Origin of the sequence: Kribbella sp. NPDC056861, assembly GCF_040687575.1 — a bacterium.
GTDB lineage: Bacteria > Actinomycetota > Actinomycetes > Propionibacteriales > Kribbellaceae > Kribbella.
The window spans coordinates 161,969-184,286 of sequence record NZ_JBFBNQ010000006.1 but is presented as its reverse complement, the minus strand read 5'-3'; the positions used below and the strand labels follow the sequence as shown (position 1 = coordinate 184,286).

General features: G+C 68.5%; 15 protein-coding genes. 11 read left to right on the top strand and 4 right to left on the bottom strand.

The features are described from left to right. Positions 1 to 75 precede the first annotated feature (75 nt). The 4 genes from AB0P21_RS29055 (at position 76) to AB0P21_RS29040 (ending at position 4,330) form a co-directional block, all read left to right on the top strand. Positions 76 to 870: a DUF2785 domain-containing protein gene (locus AB0P21_RS29055; RefSeq protein ID WP_363700405.1), complete on the top strand. Its 795-nt coding sequence runs from the start codon at positions 76 to 78 to the stop codon at positions 868 to 870. Further along, positions 871 to 2,325 carry a class I SAM-dependent methyltransferase gene (locus AB0P21_RS29050; RefSeq protein WP_363700404.1) on the top strand — a complete coding sequence of 485 codons (1,455 nt, stop codon included), beginning with the start codon at positions 871 to 873 and terminating at the stop codon, positions 2,323 to 2,325. It begins immediately after the preceding gene. Positions 2,326 to 2,390: 65 nt separating this feature from the next. Continuing rightward, positions 2,391 to 3,569, top strand: a complete 1,179-nt coding sequence (locus tag AB0P21_RS29045; protein ID WP_363700403.1) for a cytochrome P450 — start codon at positions 2,391 to 2,393, stop codon at positions 3,567 to 3,569. Continuing rightward, a complete protein-coding gene (locus AB0P21_RS29040; protein WP_363700402.1) occupies positions 3,566 to 4,330 on the top strand; it encodes a crotonase/enoyl-CoA hydratase family protein in 765 nt (254 codons plus the stop codon). Before AB0P21_RS29045 ends, AB0P21_RS29040 begins: the two co-directional genes overlap by 4 nt. Here AB0P21_RS29040 and AB0P21_RS29035 read toward each other — a convergent pair. The 4 genes from AB0P21_RS29035 to AB0P21_RS29020 all read right to left on the bottom strand — a co-directional run bounded on the left by AB0P21_RS29035 (position 4,293) and on the right by AB0P21_RS29020 (position 12,795). After that, positions 4,293 to 5,885 carry a GGDEF domain-containing protein gene (locus tag AB0P21_RS29035; protein WP_363700401.1) on the bottom strand — a complete coding sequence of 531 codons (1,593 nt, stop codon included), beginning with the start codon at positions 5,883 to 5,885 and terminating at the stop codon, positions 4,293 to 4,295. The genes AB0P21_RS29040 and AB0P21_RS29035 overlap by 38 nt on opposite strands. A 28-nt stretch (positions 5,886 to 5,913) precedes the next feature. Then, positions 5,914 to 7,428 carry a GGDEF domain-containing protein gene (locus AB0P21_RS29030; protein WP_363700400.1) on the bottom strand — a complete coding sequence of 505 codons (1,515 nt, stop codon included), beginning with the start codon at positions 7,426 to 7,428 and terminating at the stop codon, positions 5,914 to 5,916. Between the two features lie 140 nt (positions 7,429 to 7,568). Then, positions 7,569 to 8,873, bottom strand: a complete 1,305-nt coding sequence (locus AB0P21_RS29025; RefSeq protein ID WP_363700399.1) for a cytochrome P450 — start codon at positions 8,871 to 8,873, stop codon at positions 7,569 to 7,571. 304 nt (positions 8,874 to 9,177) lie between these two features. Next, positions 9,178 to 12,795, bottom strand: coding sequence for an NPCBM/NEW2 domain-containing protein (locus AB0P21_RS29020; RefSeq protein WP_363700398.1), 3,618 nt, complete (start codon positions 12,793 to 12,795; stop codon positions 9,178 to 9,180). 305 nt (positions 12,796 to 13,100) lie between these two features. Here AB0P21_RS29020 and AB0P21_RS29015 point away from each other — a divergent pair, with 305 nt between their 5' ends. The 7 genes from AB0P21_RS29015 to AB0P21_RS28985 all read left to right on the top strand — a co-directional run bounded on the left by AB0P21_RS29015 (position 13,101) and on the right by AB0P21_RS28985 (position 22,308). Continuing rightward, entirely contained in the window at positions 13,101 to 14,438 is a 1,338-nt protein-coding gene (locus AB0P21_RS29015; RefSeq protein ID WP_363700397.1) for a hypothetical protein, read from the top strand. 86 nt (positions 14,439 to 14,524) lie between these two features. Then, positions 14,525 to 15,676: a hypothetical protein gene (locus AB0P21_RS29010; protein ID WP_363700396.1), complete on the top strand. Its 1,152-nt coding sequence runs from the start codon at positions 14,525 to 14,527 to the stop codon at positions 15,674 to 15,676. 239 nt (positions 15,677 to 15,915) lie between these two features. Beyond that, a complete protein-coding gene (topA, locus tag AB0P21_RS29005; RefSeq protein WP_363701257.1) occupies positions 15,916 to 18,630 on the top strand; it encodes a type I DNA topoisomerase in 2,715 nt (904 codons plus the stop codon). Further along, a complete protein-coding gene (locus AB0P21_RS29000; RefSeq protein WP_363700395.1) occupies positions 18,630 to 19,073 on the top strand; it encodes a Fur family transcriptional regulator in 444 nt (147 codons plus the stop codon). The genes topA and AB0P21_RS29000 overlap by 1 nt, the downstream gene beginning before the upstream one ends. 956 nt (positions 19,074 to 20,029) lie before the next feature. After that, positions 20,030 to 20,374: a type II toxin-antitoxin system RelE/ParE family toxin gene (locus AB0P21_RS28995; protein ID WP_363700394.1), complete on the top strand. Its 345-nt coding sequence runs from the start codon at positions 20,030 to 20,032 to the stop codon at positions 20,372 to 20,374. 66 nt (positions 20,375 to 20,440) lie between these two features. Beyond that, positions 20,441 to 20,758 (top strand): XRE family transcriptional regulator, encoded by a 318-nt coding sequence (locus tag AB0P21_RS28990; protein ID WP_363700393.1) that lies wholly within the window; start codon positions 20,441 to 20,443, stop codon positions 20,756 to 20,758. Positions 20,759 to 21,051: 293 nt separating this feature from the next. Further along, positions 21,052 to 22,308, top strand: coding sequence for a crosslink repair DNA glycosylase YcaQ family protein (locus AB0P21_RS28985; protein ID WP_363700392.1), 1,257 nt, complete (start codon positions 21,052 to 21,054; stop codon positions 22,306 to 22,308). Positions 22,309 to 22,318: the final 10 nt, after the last annotated feature.

Below are 22,318 nucleotides of genomic sequence, written 5' to 3'. Positions count from 1 at the left end.
CCTGGTCGCTACGGCCCGTGGAACATCTGGTTTCCAGATGTCCCACGGGCCGTTCCCTTTGTTAGCCTTCGGCGCATGACCGATTGGGCGCAGGTCCGCGCGAACGGGTTCGCCGTACCGGCCGGGCGTCCGGTGGACGAGTTGGTGGCCGAGCTGTCCGGCATGCTCCGGTCGCCCGATCCACAGGTCCGGGACGGGCAGGCCTACTCCACGCTGGCCACCTGGATCGGCGAAGGGGTGCTCGACGCCGACGCGCTGCGGGCGCTCGGCGAGGAGATGGTGACCCGGTTCGCCGATCCGGAGATCCAGGCTCGTACCTTCGCCCCGCTGATTCTCGACGCGATCATCTCCCAGGGGGTCTTCGAGCCGTCCTGGGTGCCGCCGTTCGAGCGCTGGTACGTCGGTGAGGAGGATCTGCGCGGCTTCGACCCCAAGCTCGGCTGGCTGCACGCCGTCGCGCACGGCAGCGACCTGCTGGCGGCCCTGGCGCGGGTCCAGGCCGTCGAGCCCGTCCAGATGCTCCGGCTGGGCGTAGGGCGGCTCCTGACGCCGACGGAGTACGTGCTGCGTGATCTGGAGGACGACCGGCTGGGGTTCGCCCTGGGCGTCGCGCTGACCCGCGAGGACCTGACCGGGGCCGACGCGGTCGGCTGGCTCGATCCGGCGCTGCGGGCCGTCGTCACCGTCCCGGCCGCCGGGTTCGCGCCGGAGATCTCGAACACGCTCCGCACACTGCGCGTGGTCTACCTGATGGTCGACCACGGCGTCCGGCTCGACGACGAGCGCCCGAACGTCCAGATCCCGCATCGCGACCAGGTGAAGGCCAAGCTGCTGGAGGTCTTCCAGACCGCCACCCCGTACTACTTCTGAATGGACGTGCACGTGCTGGGTGTGGAACTGGTCGACCGGTTGCGTGCTGCCTTCGAGGCGGCGGAGTACACGGTCGACGGAGTGGCCGAGCGGTTGGGGCCGCAGGCCAACGCCGCGTTGGCGCGCAACGAGACGACGCTGGCCTACCGGCGGACCGGCTCCGGTGACGCGCTCGACACGATGATCAGGCTCTTCCTGCTGCAGCGGGAGCTGCCGAGGGAGTCGGCGGCGCAGGCCTTTCCCGGCGCCGTCGACGAATTAGTTGCCTTAGGCATCTTCAATCAGACCGGCCGGCAACTGGCCGCGGCGCTGGACATCCGGCCGTACGCCGAGGACGAGCGGCACTGGTGGGTGATCGCCGATCTGACCCCGGGCCTGGACGGCCGGCGGCAGCCGATCAGGTCGGACTACGTGCTGGGGATCGCGCCGGCCAGCCTGAGCCTGGTCCGGCTGACCGTGCCGATCAAGGCCGAGAAGGCGCTCGACATCGGCACCGGCTGCGGGATCCAGGCACTCCACCTCGCCGACCGGATCGGCCGGCTGGTGGCCACCGACGTCAATCCCCGAGCGCTCCAGCTGACTCGCTGGACCGCCGCGCTCAACCGGGTCGAGCTCGATGTCCGCGACGGCAGTCTCTACGAGCCGGTCGCGGGGGAGCGGTTCGACCTGATCGTCAGCAACCCGCCGTACGTGATCGCGCCGCCCGCCGCCGAGGCCCGGCTGACCTACCGCGAGACGGGCTTCGCCGGCGACGCGGTGGTCGAGCAACTGGTTCGGCAGGCGCCGCAGCACCTGACCGAGGGTGGCTGGTGTCAGCTCCTCGCCAACTGGACCTGTGTCCGTGGCCAGGACTGGCGCGAACGCATAGCCGAGTGGACCGGCGACAGGTCCAGCTGGGCCGTGCAACGCGAGCAGCTCGACCCAGCGGAGTACGTCGAGCTGTGGTTGCGCGACGCCGGCCTGCACGGGCGGCCGGAGTACCCGAGCCGGTACGACGCCTGGCTGCGCTGGCTCGACGAGCAGCAGGTCGAGGCGATCGGGATGGGCTGGATCAACCTGCACAACGTCGCGGGCAGCACGCATGCCGAGGAGTGGCCGTACGAGATCGAGCAGCCGATCGGGCCGCACGTGCTCGACCGGTTCGAGCGGATCGAGGGGCTGCCTGCCGACCTGACCGGGCTGCACCTGACGATGGCCGACGATCTGGTGCAGGAGACGGCCGGGCAGCCGGGCGCCGAGGACCCGGCGACGATCGTGCTGCGGCGGCAACGCGGGATGCGCCGGGCCGAACAGGTGGACACCGTGCTCGCGGGCTTCGTCGGCGCCTGCGACGGCGAGCTGAGCGTCGGGCAGATCCTGGATGCGCTGGCGAGTCTGCTGGAGCGCGACGACCTGCACGCGGAGTACCTGCCGAAGATCGCCGGCCTGATCACGGACGGGTTTCTCAGTCACTAAGCTTCGGTAACAACGGGTAATCATGAGGTAGCTTTCAGTCACCAAAGCTGACTGAAGGGCGCCTGATGGTCGACGTTCTGCTGGCGGGTCCACCGGCCGAGTTGCTCGCCCGCCGGACCGACGATCCCTACCCCTACTTCCGCTGGCTGCGCCGGCATGCTCCGGTCTTCGCCGAGCGCAAAGGCCAGGGCCGCACCATTTGGTCCGTCTCCCGGTACGACGACGTCCGGCTGCTGCTGACCGACAAGCGGCTGAGCAAGAATCCCGACCTCTACCCGGGCTACAAGCCGGGCCCGGCCGGGCTCAACAAGCATCTCGTGCACGCAGATCCGCCCGAGCACACCAGGCTGCGGCGACTCGTCAACAACGCGTTCGTCCCGCGCCGGATCGCCGCGCTGGAGCCGTTCGTCGCGCAGACCGCCGGCCGGCTGCTCGACCAGGTCGACCCGGACGACGGCCTCGACCTGATCAACGACTTCGCGATGCCGCTGACCTTCACCCTGATCTGCACGATCCTCGGCGTCCCGGAGCACCTGAACACCCCCGCGATGCGGACGATGCTCGCCAACACGGTGGTACCGGCCAGCGGTCATCGCACCGACGACGAGCTCCGCACCTTCCTGACCGTGTTGGTGGCGGACAAGCGCGACCACCCGGCCGGCGAGCTCGACCTGCTCGGCGCCCTGGTCGGCGCAGGCGACAGCCTGACCGAGGAAGAGCTGATCAGTACGGCGTACCTGCTGCTGCTCGTCGGGCACGACACTACCGTCAACCTGATCGGCAACGGGATGCTCGCGCTGCTGCGGCATCCCGACCAGTTGCGGGCCCTGCGGGACGATCCCGCGCTGATCCGCACCGGGCTCGACGAGTTGCTGCGCTACGACTCCCCGGTCCGCGATGCCACCTTCCGGGCGGCCGCGGAGCCGATCCTGCTGCACGACCAGTTGATCCAGACCGGCGACATCGTCAGCCTGCTGATCGGCTCGGCCAACCGGGACGAGACCCGGTTCGCCGATCCTGACGTGCTCGATCTGCGCCGGGATCCCAACGAGCACTTGGCTTTCGGTCGCGGGCCGCATTTCTGTATCGGCGCCGCGCTGTCGAAGATCGAGGGCGCGGTCGCGATCCGGATGCTGCTCGAGCGGCTCGGCGACCTCCGCCTCGCCGTTCCGGCCGACGAGCTGCGCTGGCGGCCGTCCCGCGTGATGCGCGGACTGGAATCGTTGCCGGTGGTCCGCCGATGACCATCGATCTCCGGCCGGTCCGGACCGAACTCCTGGGCAGCGTGCTGGTGATGACGCTGGATCGCCCGGCCGCCCGCAACGCGATCAACCGCGAGGTCGCGACGGCGCTGAGTGTCGCCCTGGATCACCTGGAGAAGCGCCCCGAACTCACCGCCGGAGTACTGACCGGTGCCGGTGGCCACTTCTGCGCCGGGATGGACCTGAAAGCCTTCCCCAGCGAGGGAATCCCGGTGGTCGGCCAGCTCGGGCTGGCCGGTCTGACCCGCCGGGCACGGACCAAACCGCTGATCGCGGCCGTCGAGGGGTACGCCGTCGCCGGCGGCTTCGAGCTGGCCTTGGCGTGCGACCTGATCGTCGCCGGTGAGTCCGCGCAGTTCGGGCTGCCTGAGGTCCAGCGGGGACTCATCGCCGGCGAGGGTGGCGCGATCCGGCTGCCCCAGCGACTGCCCCACCACCTCGCGATGGAATTGCTGCTCACCGGCGATCCGATGCCTGCGGCAACTGCTTTCGGTCATGGGCTGGTCAATCGTCTGGTCCCCGACGGCGCGGCGCTCACGACGGCGCTGACCCTCGCCACCCGGATCAGCCGCAACGCCCCGCTCGCGCTGGCTGCCGTCCAGCAGATCGTCCGCGCGGTCACCGAGGCCGACGCTTTCGCGCTCCAGGATCCCTTGTACCACAAGGTTTCCGCGTCCGTGGACGCTCGGGAAGGCGCGCTGGCGTTCAGCGAGAAACGTCCTCCCCGTTGGCAGGGGAGGTAGCCCGGCGGCGGCGCTTCTCCTCGTACATCCGGCGGTCGGCGGCGGTCAGCAGATCGTTGACCGAGGTGCCGTCGGTGCTGCTGGCCTGGCCGATGCTCAGCCGGAGCATCGCGAACCACGGCTCGACCGCGCCCCGGGCCACCCGCTCGGCGGCGAACTTGATCCGCTCGACGAGTTCGCCGGCGCCGCGGTCGTCGGGGTTGTCCAGTACGACGACGAACTCGTCCCCACCCGCTCGCGCGACCACGTCGTCCGCGCGGCACTGCTCGCTGAGCAGCTGGGCGACGCGCCGCAGTACCTCGTCACCGCAGGCGTGGCCGTGACTGTCGTTGACGATCTTCAGGTTGTCGACGTCGATCGCCAGCACCGCGATCGAGCGACCCGAGTCGAGCGCCGCGGTCATCCGCTCGTCCAGAGCCCGGCGATTGCCGACGCCGGTCAGCGGATCCTCGCGGGCCGCCCGCCACTCGGCGTCGTGGCGGACGGAGAGATCGTGGGTGGCCAGCGCACTGCGTACGGCGTACAGGCCGCGGAGTCGTTCGGCCCACCAGCCACGGGTGATGGCCCGCGCATACTGCAGCCCCGAGGCGGCTCCCGCATCCCCGGAGTCCGCCACGATCAGCACTGCGGTGTGCCGGACCAACGCCTCGACCGGCGGATCGGAGGTCGGCGGCAGGTCGGTCGCGGACCGCTCGGCGGCCTCCAGCGCGTCGTCCAGCCGGTCAAGGGACGCATAGGCCTTCGCCAGATAAGCACCAGCGATCGCGGCCAGCTCCAGCGAGCCGAGCTTGGTCAGCTGGTCGCGGCAGTCCTTCAGAATCACCGCGGCCTCGGCCGGATCGGCGTCGAAGTTGCTGGCCGCCAGCCACATCCGCCCGGTCATCGGCCAGTAGCCGATCAGGTTCGCGCGGACGATCACCTCGTTCGCCTCGGCGGCCCAGCGCTTCGCCTCCTGGCGGCGGCGCAGGATCTCCTGGTCGTGGTCCGGGTCGCCGAGCCGCTCCATCTCGTGGGCCCAGCGCAGATTGGACTCGGCCAGGTTCAGCCGGTTGATCGCGGGCGACTCGGGCAGCCCGAGCGGGTCCACGTCGGCCGCGGCGGCCAACTCGAAGTGCGGGATGCACAACTCGAACAGCCGCAGCAGGTCATAGGCGTAGCCCAGCCCGGTGTGTGCCCAGCTCGCCAGCCCCGGGTCCTTCGTCCTGGCCAGGGCGTTCTCGGCGGCGACCAGGTCGGCGACCGAGTCACCGCCCTCACCGGTGCGGATCAGCGTGACGATCCGGACCGCGAGCGCGTTCGCCTCCCAGCCTGGCTCCTCGATCGCGCGGGACACCCGGATACAGCCGTCGACCGCGTCCAGCGCCGTCTCGGCGTCGGCGGAGTAGTGCGCGGCGACCGCCCGGACGTACTCCGCGGCCGCGCGTTCGCTGGTCGGCTCCGGCCCGAGCTCGGTCAGCAGCTTCCGGATGTCGGTCGCCGCGCCGGCCTGGTTCCCGGATTGGGCGCGCGTCATCGCCGCCGCGATCCGAGCGGTCACCCCCGACGTTTCCCGCACCCAGTCTCCTCTTCGTCCTGCTCGCCGCTCACCTGGAACGGCGCTTGTCCTCGTACAGCCGGCTGTCCGCCAGTGGGATCAGCAACTCCACCGCCACGCCTTCCGCGGTCGCGGCGTACCCGATGCTCACGCTCAGCTTCCGCAGCCACGGCTTGGCCGTCGTGGCCGCCACCAGGGCGACCGCGGCCCGGACCCGCTCGGCCAACTGCGCGCCGCCCTTGGCGTCGGGCTGGTCCAGCACCACGAAGAACTCGTCCCCTCCCGATCGAATCACGGCATCGGTGGCCCGCGCCTGTTCTACCAGCAGGTTTGCAATAAGTTGCAACAGTTCGTCCCCGCAAGCATGCCCGAAGGTGTCGTTCACGATCTTCAGGTCGTCCACATCGATGGCCAGCAAGGTCACCGCGCGCTGGGAGTCCCGGGCCGCGGTGAGCCGCTCATCCATCGCGCGGCGGTTGCCGATCCCGGTCAGGGCGTCCTGCCGGGCAGCATGCCACTCGGCGTCGTGGCGCGCCGACAGATCATGGGCCACCAACGCATGCCGTACTGCGTTCAGCGCGCGCTGCCGTTCCTTCCACCAGCCGCGGGCCACCGACCGGGCGTACTCGAGTGCGGCGGTCGCGCCGCGTTCGCCGCTCGCGGCGGCAAGCTCGGATCGCGTCTGCAGGACCAGCACCTGGGTCGACGGATCGGCCAGCGGAATCAGGTCCTCGATCGCCCGATCGGCCGCCGCGCGAGCCTCGGTCCAGTTGCCCTGGGCAGCGAAAGCCCTTGCCAGGTAGGCGCCGGCGATGGCCAGCCGTTCGGTCTCACCGAGTTTGCTGATCTCGTCGCGGCATTCGGTCAGTACTTCGACGGCGGCCGCCGGGTCGCTCGCCGTGGCGGCCGCGGCCAGCCAGATGCGAGTGCTCAACCGCCAGTACTCCTGGCTCTCGTCGTCGACGATCACCAATTCCGCCTCGCGGGACCAGTGGGCGGCCGCCGCGAGCAGGTCGTCGATCTCGTGCTGCTGCGACGGGTCGCCGAGGCGCTCGAGCTCATGAGCCCAGCGCAAGTGGGTCTCGGCCAGGTTGAGCCGGTCGATGGCAGGAGATTCGACCAGGTCGAGGACATCGACCTCGCTGCCGGCGGCGATCTCGTAGTGCGGGATGCAGAGCTCGAACAGCCGCAGTACGTCGTACGCGTAGCCGAGGCCGGTGTGGGCCCAGCCGCGGAGTCCGGGGTCGGTCGTCCGGCTCAGGGCGTGCTCGGCGGCGACCAGGTCGGTGACGGTGTCGCCGCCGCGACCGCTGCGGGCCAGGGTGATGACCCGGATCGGGAGCGCGTTCGCCTCCCAGCCTGGTTCGTCGATCGCGCGGGCGACGGCGAGGCACTCCTCGACGGCTGCAAGGGCCTCGTCGGCATCGCTGGCGTGGTGGGCGGTCACTCCACGGACGTACTCGGCGGCAGCCAGTTCATAGCTCGGTACGCCGCCGAGCTCGGCGCGGATGACCTCGATCTGGGCTGCCGCGACGGCGTGGCCGCCCGACTGGGCAAGCGTCATGGCCGCTGCGATCCTCGCGGACAACACCGCCGCCTCCATCGCTGCCCTCCCTCTCGGTCACCCGCTGTTCAGGTGAGACCGCCCATTGTGGCCGCGCCGGGGTCCGCTGTCACGAGCCCGCCGGGTTAAGACGCCAACGGTCAGCCGGCTGCTTGCTGGGTAGTGGCGACGGCGTGCAGCTGGACCGGCAGCGACTCGACGCCGTAGACGATGGAGAAGTCACGGAACCGGAGTTGGTCCTCCGAAACGGCCAGGGAGAGGTCGGGGAAGCGGTTGGCCAGCGCGCTGAACGCCGCCCGCAGCTCCATCCGGGCCAGCTCGGCGCCGACGCACCGGTGCATGCCGTGCCCGAAGGCGAGGTGGGCGGCCGGAGCGCGGCGCGGCCAGAACGCCTCCGCGTCGTCACCGAAGACCGCCTTGTCGCGGTCCGCGCCGGACAGTGAGACGGCAACCAGGTCGCCCTTCTTCACCTGCTGGCCGAACAGTTCCTGGTCGTGCTTGGCGAACCGGGGGAAGGCGACCTGGACAACTGTCAGGTAGCGCAGGAGTTCCTCGACGATGGCGTCCACCGACTCGGGTTCGTCGCGGAGCCGGGCGAAGTTCTCCGGATCGCGCAGCAGCACCAGGGTGCCCAGGGCGAGCATGCTCGCGGAGGTCTCGTAACCGCCGAGGAAGACGCCGTCAGCGAGCCCACCGAGCTCGATGTCGTCGATGCCGTCGCCGTGCTCGCGGATGATCGAGCCGATCAGGCCGTCACCGGGGTTCGCCCGTTGCTTGCCGACGATCTCGAACAGGAACTCGCGCGACTCGCTGGCCGAGCCGAACACACCGATCCCGCCACCGGACAGGTCGAACCGGGCCGGGCCGAGGGCGCGGAACCGATCGCGGTCCTGCTCCTCGACCCCGAGCAGGTCGGCGATCAGCAGGAACGGCACGTTGAAGGCGAAGTCGGCGACGATGTCGGCGACCGGGCCCTTGGCCTCCATCAGATCCAGCTGGTCGTTGACGATCTTCTCGATCATCGGCTCCAGCCGGGCCAGCCGGCGCTTGGTGAACTCCGGCGTCAGCAGCTTGCGCAGCCGGGTGTGGTCCGGTGGATCGGTGAAGCCGAGGCCGCCGATGCCCTCGGACGGCTTGTTCGGGTCGGAGCCGATCATCGGCCGGATGTCGTTGCTGAAGTTGACCGAGTCGGCCAGCACCACCTTGGCCTCGGCGTGGCCGGTCACCATCCAGACGTTCAGCCCGAACAGGTTGGCCAGTTTGTGCATCGGCTCGACCTCGCGGATCGCACCGAGCTCCGGCACCGGGTCGAGACCCTCGCGGCGCAGCGGCATCGAGACCTGGCGCGGGAACACCCGCATCTTCGACAGGTTCAGACCACCTTTGCGGGTGGTCCGGCTCAGCACCCGGCTGCCGACCCATCTCTTCAGGTATGTCGCAACCATGACTCCCACGCGCCCTCTCTGAAACTGCTGCCCCCGACGGCTTTCGTCTACCTCGAAAGTAGCGTCAGCGGGGACCAGATCTGATGGTGTTGGCACTACTTCCACAGTGGCGTCTGCACCACCATGGGAGGGGGCCATGGCGCTGCTCGGTGGTGCCAGCTCAGACCTTGTCATGGACGAGGGCCCAGATACCACCGGAACCCACCCGGTACCGTCCCCTGGGACGGCTGACAGGTGGGTTCCGGGGTAGCTCAGGGAAAGTTCAGCCGAAAGTCGGATGCGGTCACCCGAACCTCCTGCTGTGTCAGGCGTTCTTGCAGACCAACCGCGCCTCCGCCCAGTCCGCGTGGTCGCTGGTGACGCCGTCGCCGGCATCGGTCACCTGCAGCGTCAGTAGTTGCCCACCCGTCGTGTCGACACTGACGGGCACCGTGGCCGACGTTCCGGTGAGCAGATCCGATGTGTACTTCGCCACACCGTCGACCAGCACCTTGAAGCTCACCTTGCCACGATCCTCCATCTCGTCGTCGATCCCGACCTTGGCGGTGAAACCGGTGCAGTTGCCGCCGATCCGGACCGTGACCGACGACGGCGCGTGCGTCCCCAGTCCCCTGGCGTACTGCGTTCCGGCCAGCGTCAGGGCAGCTCCGTCACCGGCCGCGTCCTCACCGTTGCTCTTGTCCCGCTCGACCGGACCCCAGCCGTTGCTCGAGTCGACCCATTCCAGGTCGCTCACCCAGGGCTGACCGGTCGGAGCCGGAGGCAACGGCTTGTCCGCCAGGGTGGCCGCGAAGAAGCCGAGGCCGCCACCGGGCAGCTTGATCGCCTTCACCGTCTTGCCCGGTGTCAGCGCCACGGCGGTGTAGAAGACCCGGTAGTCCGTGGTGGTATTCGCCAGACCGGCTGCGGTGTACCGGCCCTTAACAGAGACGGCGAGCTTCGCGCCGCCGGTGGCAGGATCCTGACAGCACCAGTTCGGCAGCTGCAGTGGTGCCTGGGACTCGGTGCCGTCGGTGTAGATGATCGTCACGTTGCCCTTGGCATTGAGACTCGCGCCCGCGCCCAGCAGGGCCAGATGCGACCCGGTGCCGGAGACGAGGATCGGCGCGGACTGGTTCTTCACCAGGTTCGGCGTACCGGGTGCTCCGGTCGGCCAGGTGAAGTCGGCGCCCTGGACGGTCACCTTGGCGCCCGGCGTGTACCCCGCCGCGGCCAGGGCCTCGCCGTTGAAGCTGTTGCCGGAGTCATCGAAGTTGCCCTGAGCAAAGGTCTTCGCGTCGCTGATGCCGACCACGGTCGCTGCCTGGGACAACGATCCGTACGGCAGCTGAGCCGTCGCGACCGTGCTGTTGCGGTAGCTGTCCTCGTGCACCAGGTACGACGCGTCGAGTCGCAGCGTGAAGCTGGCCGGCTTGACCGAGGCCGCGGGCGTCACCGCGAGCTTGGTGGTGACGGTCTTGCCGGGGTCGACCTTGGCGAAGGTGCTGGTCCCAGTAGCAGTCCAGCCGGCCGGCAGGTCCAGCGCGAGGCGCACATCGCGCATGGTCGTCGCGCTGGGGTTGGTGAAGGTAGCCGTCAGCTCGGTGGCCTGGCCGGGTGCGTTCCACAGGGCCGGCGAGGAGAGCTCCGGAGTACCAGTGGACTCCATGACTGCCTTGCCGCCACCGACTGAGGTGGTGCCGCTCAGCCGGACGGTAGCCTCCTTCGAGGTGGAGATCGAGGCGGTCTTCACGAGCACCACGCCGTTCTCGTAGAACCAGCCAGTGGCGGCAGCGAGGTAAGCAGCCTTGCTGGCTTGCTTGTTGAGCTGCACGTTGTCGACCGAGACCTCGCGCGGCGCAGTACCGGTGTGGACGGTCAGCTCGTAGGGACGCGCGCCCGGCTTGCCGGCGTACGAGCCCTTGCTGGCGCCGATCTTGACGCTGACGTCGCCACGACCGGCGACGGGTGCGGTCACCTCGAGCAGTTGCGTGGCCGACTTGGCCTGCTTGTAGTCCCGGGTGACGCGGTCGTCCTCGTAGAGGCTGAACGACGACTTGCCCTCGGGGTAGACGTCGACGGTCAGGCGATCGCCGAACGCCTGCTCGGCGGCGTTATTGATCCCGCTCTTCCACATCGGTACGACGGCGCCCGCCTTGACGAACAGCGGCAGCGTGTCGAGCGGCGCGTGGTAGCCGTTGACTGTGGTCGGACCCTGGTAGACCTTGCCGGACCAGTAGTCGACCCAGGTTCCCTTGGGCAGGTAGATGCCGCTCTTCACCTCGTCGGCGCCCCACATCGGCGCGACCAGGAACTCCTTACCTGCAAGGAACTCGTACTTCGTGGTGTCGTCCCAGGTCTTCGGGTCGTCCGGGTACTCCAGCACCAGCGAGCGGTTCAGCGGAGCGCCGGTCGCGTGCGCCTCGGCGGCGTACGAGTAGAAGTAGGGCAGCAGCCGCTCGCGCAGCTTGAGGTACTTGCGGTTGATCGAGGTGTACGGCTCGCCGTACGTCCACGGCTGCTTGTACGCCGGGGTGGCCCAGCCGGACATCGTCATGAAGGCCGGGTTGAACACCTTCCACTGCAGGTCCCGCGTGTAGCTGGTCGGGGAGCCGCCGAAGATGCCGTCCACATCGCCCGCGCTGTAGGCGATTCCGGAGTTCCCGGAACCGGTGATGGCCGGGATCTGCCACTTGATGGCGTCCAGCGAGCCGCTGTGGTCGCCGGTCCACTGCACCGCACACCGCTGCGCTCCGGCCCAGCCCTCGACCATCCAGGCGTAACCACGGGCGTTGCTGTACTGCTCGATGCCGTCGTGGGCGGTGTCGCAGGCGCTCAGCGCGTAGCGGTAGCCCGGGCCGACCCAGGCGACGTCCAGCTTGCGTACGCGAACCCCTGCGTCGCCGACCTCGGCAGGCTGGCGGTCCAGGGACGACTGCGTCCACAGGCCCATCTGGATGTTGCGGCTGCGCAGTTCGTCGCCGGTCTGCTTGAGCGCGGGGATGTCCCGCTTGCCCCACCAGGTGCCATCGACCTGCTCCGACTCGGTGTTGGCGGAGTACCCGCAGCCGTAGTCGTCGTTGACCAGCATCCAGCCGCCGGGCATGTCGTTGTCGTGGAACTTCTGCGCGACCTTGACGGCGTCCAGCGTGGTGGTCTTGTCCGGGTTGACCTTCCAGTCGTTGCTGGGGTCCGGGTCGGTGGCGTAGTGACCGCGGTTGTAGCAGTCCGAGTCGCCGTACTCGAGTCCGTAGATCGGCGGCATGAAGGGCCGGCCGGTGAGCTCGGTGTAGCGGTTCAGCGAGGTCTTGAGGTCGCCGACGAAGTAGTACGCGTCGAACCGCTTCTCGTCGTGCCTGGTGACGACGGGAGCGGTGAAGCTGTAGCTGCCGGGGGCGAAGGTGTTGCGCAGTACGCCGTATCCGGCGGTGCTCATGTAGTACGGCGACGCGTTCGGGTTGCCGCCGTCCTCCCAGTTGAAGTCGCGGGCGACGGTGATGGTCTGGTCGCGGTGCGAGAACCGGCCGTTCTGCATGCCGCCGCCGAAGAACTGCTCGGTGGCGCCGCGGCTCAGCGACTGGCTGGCCGAGCTGTCGGTCCAGGTCAGCGGCGCGGTCTCGGACCAGACCTGCTCGCCGTTCGCGCGGTAGAGCGAGAAGCGCAGCGGCGACTTGTTGGCCCGTACCTCGATCTTGCCGGTGGTCAGCGAGTAGTAGCTGCCCTTGTCGGCCCAGTTGGTGGCGGGCTTCGGGTAGTCGGTCTTGGCGACGATGTTCGAGGCCGGCGCCGTCGGGTCGGTCGGCGGGGTGTTGGCCGGGTCGGTGAACGTACCATCCGGGGCCAGCCAGAGCCGGAACACGTCGTCCTTGACGAACACGACCCGGACCTTCGCCGTACCGGCGCTGAGCGTGTACTGCGCGTTGTCGGCGGCGAAAGCGGTCACGGCCCCCAACGACGTGCCCGCCGCGGCGGCGGCCGGTTCTGCGCTGGCGGGGCCGACGGCGTTGGCCAGGGCACCCGCGACTAAGGCCAGGGATGTCCCGGCGATGACTACTGAACGTTTAACACGGACAAAGATGCTCACGAGTGCCTCACTTCATGCATCTATGAACAGGATTGCGCTATTGATAACCCACCGGGCCCGCGCCTGTCACTAGTTCGGCGCGGACTGGTCGTCATGAAGTTGAGACGGGGTCTCCACCGAGTGGGGGATCCGCGCCGACCGGCGGGGCAGCGACGATGATTCGCATGACGAACTATCAAAGCTTCAGCCGCCGCCGGGTGGTCACCGCCGGCCTGGCAGCGAGCTTGATCTTGTCGACGCCCGCGCTGGCACAGGCCTATCCGGTCGACGAGCGGGACCACGGCCGCAGCCCGGTGACCGGTAACGCGCTCGCCGCGGCCACCACCGCGACGTACCCGCCGACGAAGATCCACGTGCCCGCCCCGACCGGGCCGCACAAGATCGGCACGATCGAGCTGCACCTGGTCGACCGGGCCCGGCGGGACGAGAGCGCCCCGGGCCGGCGGCGGGAGCTGATGGTGAGCGTCTGGTACCCCGCGCGGTCGCGCGCCGAGGGTCCGTTCGCCAAGTACATGCCACCGAAGACCGCGGACGTGCTGAGCCGCAGCCTGTCGAAGGCGGCCTTCGGCCTGAAGGAGCCGCTCTTCGACTTCGCCAACAGCGACACCCAGGCCCGCGTCGAGGTACCGGCCGAGCTGGGCAGGCACCCGGTCGTCCTGTACTCGCCGGGCTTCCCGCTCAGCCGGTTCTACGGCACCGCCCAGGTGGAGGAGCTGGCCAGTCGCGGGTACGTCGTCGTGACGATGGACCACACGCACGAGGGGCCGGTCGAGTTCCCGGGCGGTCGGTTCGTGCCGGGCGCCGACATCCTGGTGCCGACCGCAGCCGAGACCAAGGCGTTCGTCGACACCCGGGTGGCGGACACGCGGTTCGTGCTCGACCAGCTGACGTTGCTCGGGCGTGGCCTCAACCCGGATGTCGATCGGCGCCGGTTGCCGTCCGGCCTGCGGCAGGCGCTGGACCTGCGCCGGGTGGGGATGTTCGGCTTCTCGGCCGGCGGTCACACGGCGGCGAACACGATCGCGGTCGACGGACGGATCAGGGCCGGCGCGGACCTGGACGGCACGCTGGCCTATGACATGCAGGAAGGCCCGCTCGGTCCGGCCGCCGAGAAGGGTCTGGATCGCCCGTTCCTGCTGTTCGGCTCGGACGGCAGCCAGCGCACCGATCCCGCCAACCCGGCCACCTACGACAAGTCGTGGGCGGCGTTCTGGAAGAACCAGCGGAACTGGAAGCTCAACCTGCAACTGCCGGGCACGAACCACCTCGGCTTCTCCGACTACCAGTTCTTCTTCTACGACGTCTTCTTCGGGCTCACCGACGACGACGCCGGCGCGACCCAAGTTCAGGCGAACGTCTCCGGCATCCTCGACCGGCACCGGATGCTGCTGGCCCAGCGCACCTACCTGACCGCCTTCTTCGACCGCTTCCTGAAGGACCGGTCCCAGCCGCTGCTGGAGAAGGAGTCCAAGGACTTCCCGGAGGTCCAGTTCGTGCGGTGAGCACGTCGCTGAGTGCTACCTAGGGATGACTCGGAATCACGCCTTAGGACGATTCGCCGGGGCGGCCGGTCGGGTTGGGTGGGTGGATGATGCCGCGCCGAACCCTCGTAGCTGCTCTGGCGACCTCCGTCGCGGTGCTGGCGGTGCTCGCGGTGCCGGTCGCGGTGACCCGGCTTCCGGTTTCGGCGGTTGCGGCCAGTGCAGGTCCGGCGGCTGCTGCCAGTACGCCGTATCGGGTGGTGTTGCCGGCGCCGATCGGGCCGTACGGGATCGGGACCACGGAGGTGCACCTCACGGATCAGCGGCGCGCGGACCCGTGGGAGCCGGGGAAGCGGCGGGAGTTGATGATCAGCGTCTGGTACCCGACCAGGTCCACCCACCGCGAGCACGCGCCGTACGCGCAGCCGGGTGTCGCGCCTGCGCTCGGGACCGAGATGACCTCTTATCTAGGGCTACCGGGGACGCGGGTCGACCTGGCCGGTAGTACGACGCATGCCCGGGTCGCCGCGAAGCCGTGTGGGCGGCACCCGGTACTGCTCTATTCACCCGGCTCAGGCGCGTCCCGGGTGATCGGGACGAACCAGGTCGAGGAGCTGGCCAGTCGCGGGTACATCGTGGTGACCATCGACCACACCGGGGAGGCGCCGGTCGAGTTCCCGGGCGGCCGGGTGGTGGGCGCGCACGTGCCGTGGGACGAGCCGGGTGCGGCGAAGAAGGCCACGGACACGCGGGTGGCCGATGTGAGATTCGTCCTCGACTCGCTGCCCGGGCTGCCCCGGCGGCTGAGCCGCAAGATGGACCTGAACCGGATCGGCGTCTTCGGCTACTCGATGGGCGGTTCGACGGCCGCCTCGGCGATGCTCGTGGACCGCCGGATCGACGTCGGGGCGAACCTCGACGGCGGCCTGACGGATGGTGACGGGCCCAGCGAGGTGTCCAGGAGGGGACTCGACCGGCCGTTCCTGTTGGTCGGCGGCGGGCGACATTCCCGGAGTACGGACCCGACCTGGTCCAGTTTCTGGACGCAGCAGCGCGGCTGGAAGCAGGAGTCGCTGCTGCCGGCCGGCGGGCACGGGTCGTTCGGTGACTATCAGTTCTCGCTGCCCGGCCTCGCGCGCGCCTCGGGGATCCCGGCCGACGTGCTGACCGAGGGGCTCGGCACGGTCGATCCGGAGAGCTCGGTGAGCTTCACGCGACTCGCGCTGAGCGGGTTTTTCGGCCGGTTTCTGAAACCCTGATGAGGCCGGTGGCGCCCCGAGCGGTTACCGTGCGTTGAGAAATGCGTTGCTGTCGGCCGTACTCTGTCCTCGGACGGTGCGGTTTTGTTGTTCGGGGGAACAAGGCATCCGGCTGCAGGGTTGAGGCATCACTGAAGCATTGACGGCGTTGACAGGCAAGGAGCGCAGTGGCAGCGGCAACAGGGACCAAGAAATCGGCCGGCACGTCGTCGACGGCGGCTGCTGGTCAGCGCCGACTGGTGATCGTCGAGTCGCCGAAGAAGGCGCGGATGATCGCCGGTTTCCTGGGCGCCGGTTACGTGGTGGAGTCGAGCTTCGGCCACATCCGCGACCTGCCGAAGGGCGCCGACGAGATCCCGGCGAAGTACAAGGGCCTGCCCTGGGCACGGCTCGGGGTCAACATCGAGGACCACTTCGACCCGCTGTACGTCGTACCGGCGGACAAGAAGGCGCAGATCCGCAAGCTGAAGGACCTGCTGAAGGACGCCGACGAGCTCTACCTGGCCACCGATGAGGACCGCGAGGGCGAGGCCATCGCGTGGCACCTGCTGGACGAGCTGAAGCCGAAGATCCCGGTCAAGCGGATGGTCTTCCACGAGATCACGCCGAAGGCGATCCAGGACGCGGTCGGCAGTGCGCGGCAGATCAACGACGCGCTCGTCGACGCCCAGGAGGCCCGGCGGATCCTGGACCGGCTGTACGGCTACGAGGTCTCGCCGGTGCTGTGGAAGAAGGTCATGCCGAAGCTGTCGGCGGGCCGGGTGCAGTCGGTCGCGATCCGGATGGTGGTCGATCGCGAGCGCGACCGGATCGCCTTCCGCTCGGCGTCGTACTGGGACCTGGACGCGAAGCTGGACGCGGGCGAGGGCAAGACGCCGCGGATCTTCCCGTCCCGGCTGGTCGCGGTGGACAGCCGGCGGATCGCCCAGGGCCGCGACTTCGCCTCGACCGGTGAGCTGAAGGGCGAGAACACCGTCCACCTGGACGAGGCGACTGCCACCGCGCTGGCCGCGGCGCTGCAGGAGTCGACGTTCAAGGTCCGCTCGATCGAGTCCAAGCCGTACACCCGCAAGCCGTACGCGCCGTTCCGGACCACCACGCTGCAGCAGGAGGCCGGGCGCAAGCTCAACATGTCCGCCTCGCAGACGATGCAGATCGCGCAGCGGCTGTACGAGAACGGCAACATCACCTATATGCGTACGGACAGCGTCACGCTGTCCGACACCGCGATCACCGCGGCCCGGGCCCAGGTCCGCGAGCTGTACGGCGCGTCATACCTGCCGGACAAGCCGCGCGTCTACACCTCCAAGGTGAAGAACGCGCAGGAGGCGCACGAGGCGATCCGGCCGGCCGGCGAGCACTTCCAGACGCCGGCCCAGACCGGGCTGAGCGGTTCGGAGTACCGGCTGTACGAGCTGATCTGGATGCGGACCATCGCGTCGCAGATGAAGGACGCGGCCGGTAACAGCGTCTCGATCAAGATCGACGCCAAGGCCTCGACCGGGGAGAACTGCGAGTTCACCTCGTCGGGCCGGGTCATCACCTTCCACGGCTTCCTGAAGGCGTACGTCGAGGGTGCCGACGACCCGTCGCACGAGACCGACGACCGCGAGACGCAGATCCCGGACGTGGCCGAGGGCGATGTGCTGCCGGCCACCGAGGTGTTCGCCTCCGGGCACGAGACCAAGCCGCCGTCCCGCTTCACCGAGGCGACGCTGATCGCCCAGCTGGAAGACCGCGAGATCGGCCGGCCGTCGACGTACGCCTCGATCCTGGGCACGATCCAGGCGCGGGGCTATGTCTACAAGAAGGGCACCGCGCTGGTGCCGGCCTGGCTGGCCTTCGCCGTCGTGCGGCTGCTCGAGGAGCACTTCACCCGGCTGGTCGACTACGCGTTCACCGCCTCGATGGAGGACGTGCTGGACGAGGTCGCCGCCGGGAACCTGCAGCGCGAGGGCGTGCTCGGCCGGTTCTACTTCGGTGAAGAGGGCGTCGAGGGACTGCAGTCCATGGTCAGTGACCTGGGCGACATCGATGCCAGGGAGATGTCGACCTTCCCGGTCGGCGACGCGGACAGCGGGATCGTCGTCCGGGTCGGCCGGTACGGGCCGTACGTCGAAGGCGCGGAGGAGACCCGGGCGAACGTGCCCGAGGATCTGCCGCCGGACGAATTGACTGTCGACCGTGCGCGCGAGTTGCTGTCGCAGCCATCAGGGGTTGAGCTGGAGCTCGGGACGACCCCCGACACCGGTCTCAAGGTGGTCGCGAAGGCGGGTCGTTACGGGCCTTATGTGACCGAGGTTCTGCCGGAGGACGCGCCGAAGAGCGCCAAGCCGCGGACCGGTTCGCTGCTGTCGACGATGGCGCTGGACACGGTCACGCTGGCCGATGCGCTGAAGCTGCTGTCGCTGCCGCGAGTGGTCGGCAAGGACCCGGAGTCCGGTGACGAGATCACCGCGCAGAACGGGCGCTACGGGCCGTACCTGAAGAAGGGCACGGACTCGCGGTCGCTGCAGACCGAGGACCAGATGTTCGACATCACCCTCGAGGACGCGCTGAAGATCTACGCCGAGCCGAAGCAGCGTGGCCGGCGAGCCGCCGCGCCGCCGCTGAAGGAACTGGGCGAGGACCCGGAGTCCGGTCAGCCGGTGGTGGTGAAGGAAGGCCGCTTCGGCCCGTACGTCACCGATGGCGAGACCAACGCGACACTGCGCAAGGACGACTCGGTAGACACCATCTCGCTGCTGCGCGCGGCCGAACTGCTCGCCGACAAGCGGGCACGTGGTCCGGTGAAGAAGAAGGCGCCGGCGAAGAAGGCCGCCGCCAAGAAGACCGGGGCCGCGAAGAAGACCGGTGCTACTGCGAAGAAGACCGCGGCGAAGAAGACCTCGGGTGTGAAGAAGACCGCGGCGAAGAAAACCGCCGCTAAGAAGACTGCCGCCAAGAAGGCTTGATGTCCGGTACCACGAAGAGCCCGGCCGAGGTCACCGCGGAACGCCTCCGAGAACGAGGCGAACGCGTGACCCCGGCCCGGCTCGCCGTGGTCGAGGTACTGGCCGGCACCGACGAGCATCTGAGCGCCGAGCAGATCGGCGAACGAGCCGAGGAGCTGCGGCCGGGGATCCATCGGGCGACTGTTTACCGGGCCTTGGATGCTCTGGGTGAGTTCGGTTTGGTTACGCATGTGCACTTGGGGCGGGCTGGTACTACGTATCACCTGGCTGGGGAGTTGGCTGCGCCTCATTTGCATTTGAGGTGCAGTGAATGCGGGACTGTGGTGGATGTGGCGGGGGATATTTTGGACCCGGTGCGGCGGAAGTTGCTGCGGGAGCAGGGGTTTCGGTTGGCTCCGGAGCAGGTTGCGCTGGTTGGGGTTTGTAAGGACTGCAGCGCTTAGTTTTCTGCGGGTGCGCTTGCCCGGCCTACCTTTGTTCGCTCCTTCGCCGTACCCGGCTCGTGGCGCTGGGCGCCACCTCGCCTCCGCCTGAATGCTGACGCTGATCAACTCCTGATGCGAACTAGCCAGGGCGCGGAAGCCCACAACCGCAGCTAGTCGGTAGTCGGCGGCTTGTTGTCGTCTCGTGACGCTGCGCGTCACCTCGGAGCAGAGAGCGTGCGGAGGTGGGTGCCGCGAGCGACGGCGTACCCGGCTCGTGGCGCTGGGCGCCACCTCGCCTCCGCCTGGATGCTGACGGCGATGAATCCCCCGATGCGACTAGCCCAGGGTGGGCGCCGGGTGTGTTGAGCGGTTGGGATCCGGCAGGGGGTACAGCTTGTGGCGCTGGGCGCCACCTCGCCTTCGTCTGGATGCTGACGCCAACCAACTCCTGATGCGAACCAGCCACAGCGCGTGAGCCTACAACCGCGGCTAGTTGGCAGTCGGCGACTTGTCGCCTCGTGACGCTGCGCGTCACCTCGGACCAGAGGGATGCATAGTGGGTGCTGCGAGCGCGGGAGGGTTGGCGCCGTACCCGGCTCGTGGCGCTAGGCGCCACCTCGCCTCCGCCTGGATGCTGACGCCGATGGATCTCCTGATGCGAACAGCCCAGGCTGGGTGCCGGGTGCCTTGAGCGGTTGAGATCCGGCAGTGGGTAAGGCTCGTGACCTCCGCGTCACCTCGGACTGGGGAGGCGCGGCGGGCGGGCCGCGCGTGGCTGAGAGCCTGTGCTCGGTCCGCCTCGTTGGAGATGGATGCCACTTCTCCTTCGTCTGAACGTACTTCGAGTCACCTCCCGGCCGAATCGTGGGTGGCGCTACCGAGGTCTGGCAGGTGCAGACGTAGGTCGACTTCGCGGAGACCGGCCGAAGAGTGATAGAACTTATAGGTTCTAGAACCTCTAGGTGTTAGGGTTGGTGGCAGTGTTCGAAGTTGTTTACACCGACTGTTGTTACGAGTGGTTGCGGCAGTTGCCTCCAACTGAGCGAGCTCGGCTACTTGCTCGGGTGGGTCTGGTAGCTGAATACGGTCCTGGCCTTGGCCGGCCGGTGGTGGAAACGATCAAAGGATCGCGACATTCGAATCTGAAGGAGATCCGAAGTGGCACAATCCGGGTGCTGTTCGCCTTCGATCCGGTTCGGCAGGCCGTGCTGTTGCTTGGTGGGGACAAGGTGAATCGTTGGGAGTCGTGGTACCTGCAGCGCATTCCGATAGCCGACGACCTGTACGACGAGTGGTTGATTGAACTGAAGGAGAACTGAGCGATGCGTGCGGCGTCCGCCGCTTGCGTCGGCCGGCTGAGCGCTCGGCAGAACAGGGGAAACAAGATGAAATATCGCAGGCATGACGAAGTACGGAGCGAGTTCGTCAGTACGCCGCAGGATGAGGCTGAGTTGGCCGCGTTCAGGGAGGAGGCGCTCGATGAGATCCGTGCCTACCGGCTCGCTGACGTTCGCCAGAAGCATGGGCTGACCCAGGTCGAGGTCGCTGAGCGGCTGCATGTCACCCAGACCGCGGTGTCCAAGATCGAGCGAGGCGACTTGGCTCGCTCCGAGCTCAGCACCATCCGTAAGTACGTGGAAGCGATCGGCGGCAAGCTCGAGATCGTCGCTGACTTCGGTGATGAACGCCTGGTTCTCGGCTGAGGCCTGAGGTAGGTCCACTGGTCGCCTGATCGTCGGTAGCGAGGTGCTCGGATCGTTCGAGCAGCCTCAGGCTTCTTCCCGATCGAAGGATTAGGTGGCGTCAGCATCCAGGCGTGGGCGAGGTGGCGCGCAGCGCCACGAGCCGGTCCTGGCGGCATTTGCATCCGGGAAACAGCGCAGGTCGCGCGGGTGCTTGCTCGCATCAGGCGGGTCGATCGGCGTCAGCATCCAGGCGGAGGCGAGGTGGCGCCCAGCGCCACGAGCCTGGTACCGGAGAGGGATAGGTTCCGGTTATGGCACTGGCTGGTGAGTCGGTTTCGGTGGATGCCGCGCGACGGATTGCGTTGAATGCTCAGGGGTTCGGGGAGGCTCGGCCGCGGCGTGCAGATGTGCGGCACCTTCGGCAGGTGGTCGGGCGGCTAGGAGTGCTGCAGCTGGACTCGGTGAACGTGTTGGTGCGGTCGCAGTACCTGCCGGGGTTTTCGCGGGTGGGGGACTACTCGCGGGCGACGCTTGATCGGATGGTCGCGCAGGGGGAGTTGTTCGAGTACTTCTGGGCGCACAAGGCGAGTTTGCTGCCGGTGCAGGGGTATCCGTTGGTGCGGTGGCGGATGCGGGCGGTGGAGCGGCAGCGGTGGGACGAACCGCCGGCTCCCGAGGTGTCGGTGCCGTGGGCGGTGGTGGTGGGGATGCGGCGGTTGAGTGTGGAGCGGCCGGGGTTGGTGGGTGAGGTGCTGGCCAGGATCGCTGATGGTGGGCCGATGACGGCGGGGGAGGCGAGCCCGGACGGCGTACGGCGGAAGCGCAGTGATCCTGATCCGGATCCGGGCACCGGGACGATGTGGAACTGGCAGGATGCCAAGATCGCGGTCGAGTACCTGTTCTGCGCCGGACAGTTGGCGATTGCGGGGCGGCGGAACTTCGAGCGGGTGTACGACCTCAGCGAGCGGGTGTTGCCGGACGCGGTACTGCGTGCGCCCGAGCTGACCGCCGATGAGGCGCGGCGCGAGCTGGTGCGGAGCTCGGCGCGGAACCTCGGGATCGCCACAGCTAAAGAGTTGTGTGGCGCGTCGGGACACTATCCGTTGCCTGTAGCAACAGCTCGGCAGGTGATCGGTGAGTTGGTGGACGGCGGCGAGCTGGTGCCGGTGCGGGTCGACGGGGTGAAGCAGCAGAGTTATCGGTGGTCGACCGCGACGGACCGGGCGGTCGAGGCGCGCGCGTTGCTCTCGCCGTTCGACACGTTGATCTGGAATCGGGATCGAACCGAGCGGCTCTTCGACTTCTTCTACCGGATCAGCATCTACACGCCGGCGGCTCAGCGGGTGCACGGGTACTACGTGCTGCCGTTCCTGCTCGGCGACCGGCTGGTCGCCAGGGTCGATCTGAAGGCCGACCGGAAGAACTCCACCCTGCTCGGTCCGACCGTCACCGCCGAGCCGGGAGCGCCCGACTTCGCTGAGCCGCTCGCGGCCGAGCTCGAGCTGATGGCGGGGTGGCTCGGGCTGGAGAAGGTGCAAATGCCGGGTAAGTCAGCACAAGGTTCCTGAAAGCCTGTCC

Excerpts from the sequence above, each read along its gene's own strand:
- AB0P21_RS29055 (WP_363700405.1), top strand. The coding sequence starts at position 76 with ATGACCGATTGGGCGCAGGTCCGCGCGAACGGGTTCGCCGTACCGGCC.
- AB0P21_RS29050 (WP_363700404.1), top strand. The coding sequence starts at position 871 with ATGGACGTGCACGTGCTGGGTGTGGAACTGGTCGACCGGTTGCGTGCT.
- AB0P21_RS29045 (WP_363700403.1), top strand. The coding sequence starts at position 2,391 with ATGGTCGACGTTCTGCTGGCGGGTCCACCGGCCGAGTTGCTCGCCCGC.
- AB0P21_RS29040 (WP_363700402.1), top strand. The coding sequence starts at position 3,566 with ATGACCATCGATCTCCGGCCGGTCCGGACCGAACTCCTGGGCAGCGTG.
- AB0P21_RS29030 (WP_363700400.1), bottom strand. The coding sequence starts at position 7,428 with ATGACGCTTGCCCAGTCGGGCGGCCACGCCGTCGCGGCAGCCCAGATC.
- AB0P21_RS29025 (WP_363700399.1), bottom strand. The coding sequence starts at position 8,873 with ATGGTTGCGACATACCTGAAGAGATGGGTCGGCAGCCGGGTGCTGAGC.
- AB0P21_RS29015 (WP_363700397.1), top strand. The coding sequence starts at position 13,101 with ATGACGAACTATCAAAGCTTCAGCCGCCGCCGGGTGGTCACCGCCGGC.
- AB0P21_RS29010 (WP_363700396.1), top strand. The coding sequence starts at position 14,525 with ATGATGCCGCGCCGAACCCTCGTAGCTGCTCTGGCGACCTCCGTCGCG.
- AB0P21_RS29000 (WP_363700395.1), top strand. The coding sequence starts at position 18,630 with ATGTCCGGTACCACGAAGAGCCCGGCCGAGGTCACCGCGGAACGCCTC.
- AB0P21_RS28990 (WP_363700393.1), top strand. The coding sequence starts at position 20,441 with ATGAAATATCGCAGGCATGACGAAGTACGGAGCGAGTTCGTCAGTACG.
- AB0P21_RS28985 (WP_363700392.1), top strand. The coding sequence starts at position 21,052 with ATGGCACTGGCTGGTGAGTCGGTTTCGGTGGATGCCGCGCGACGGATT.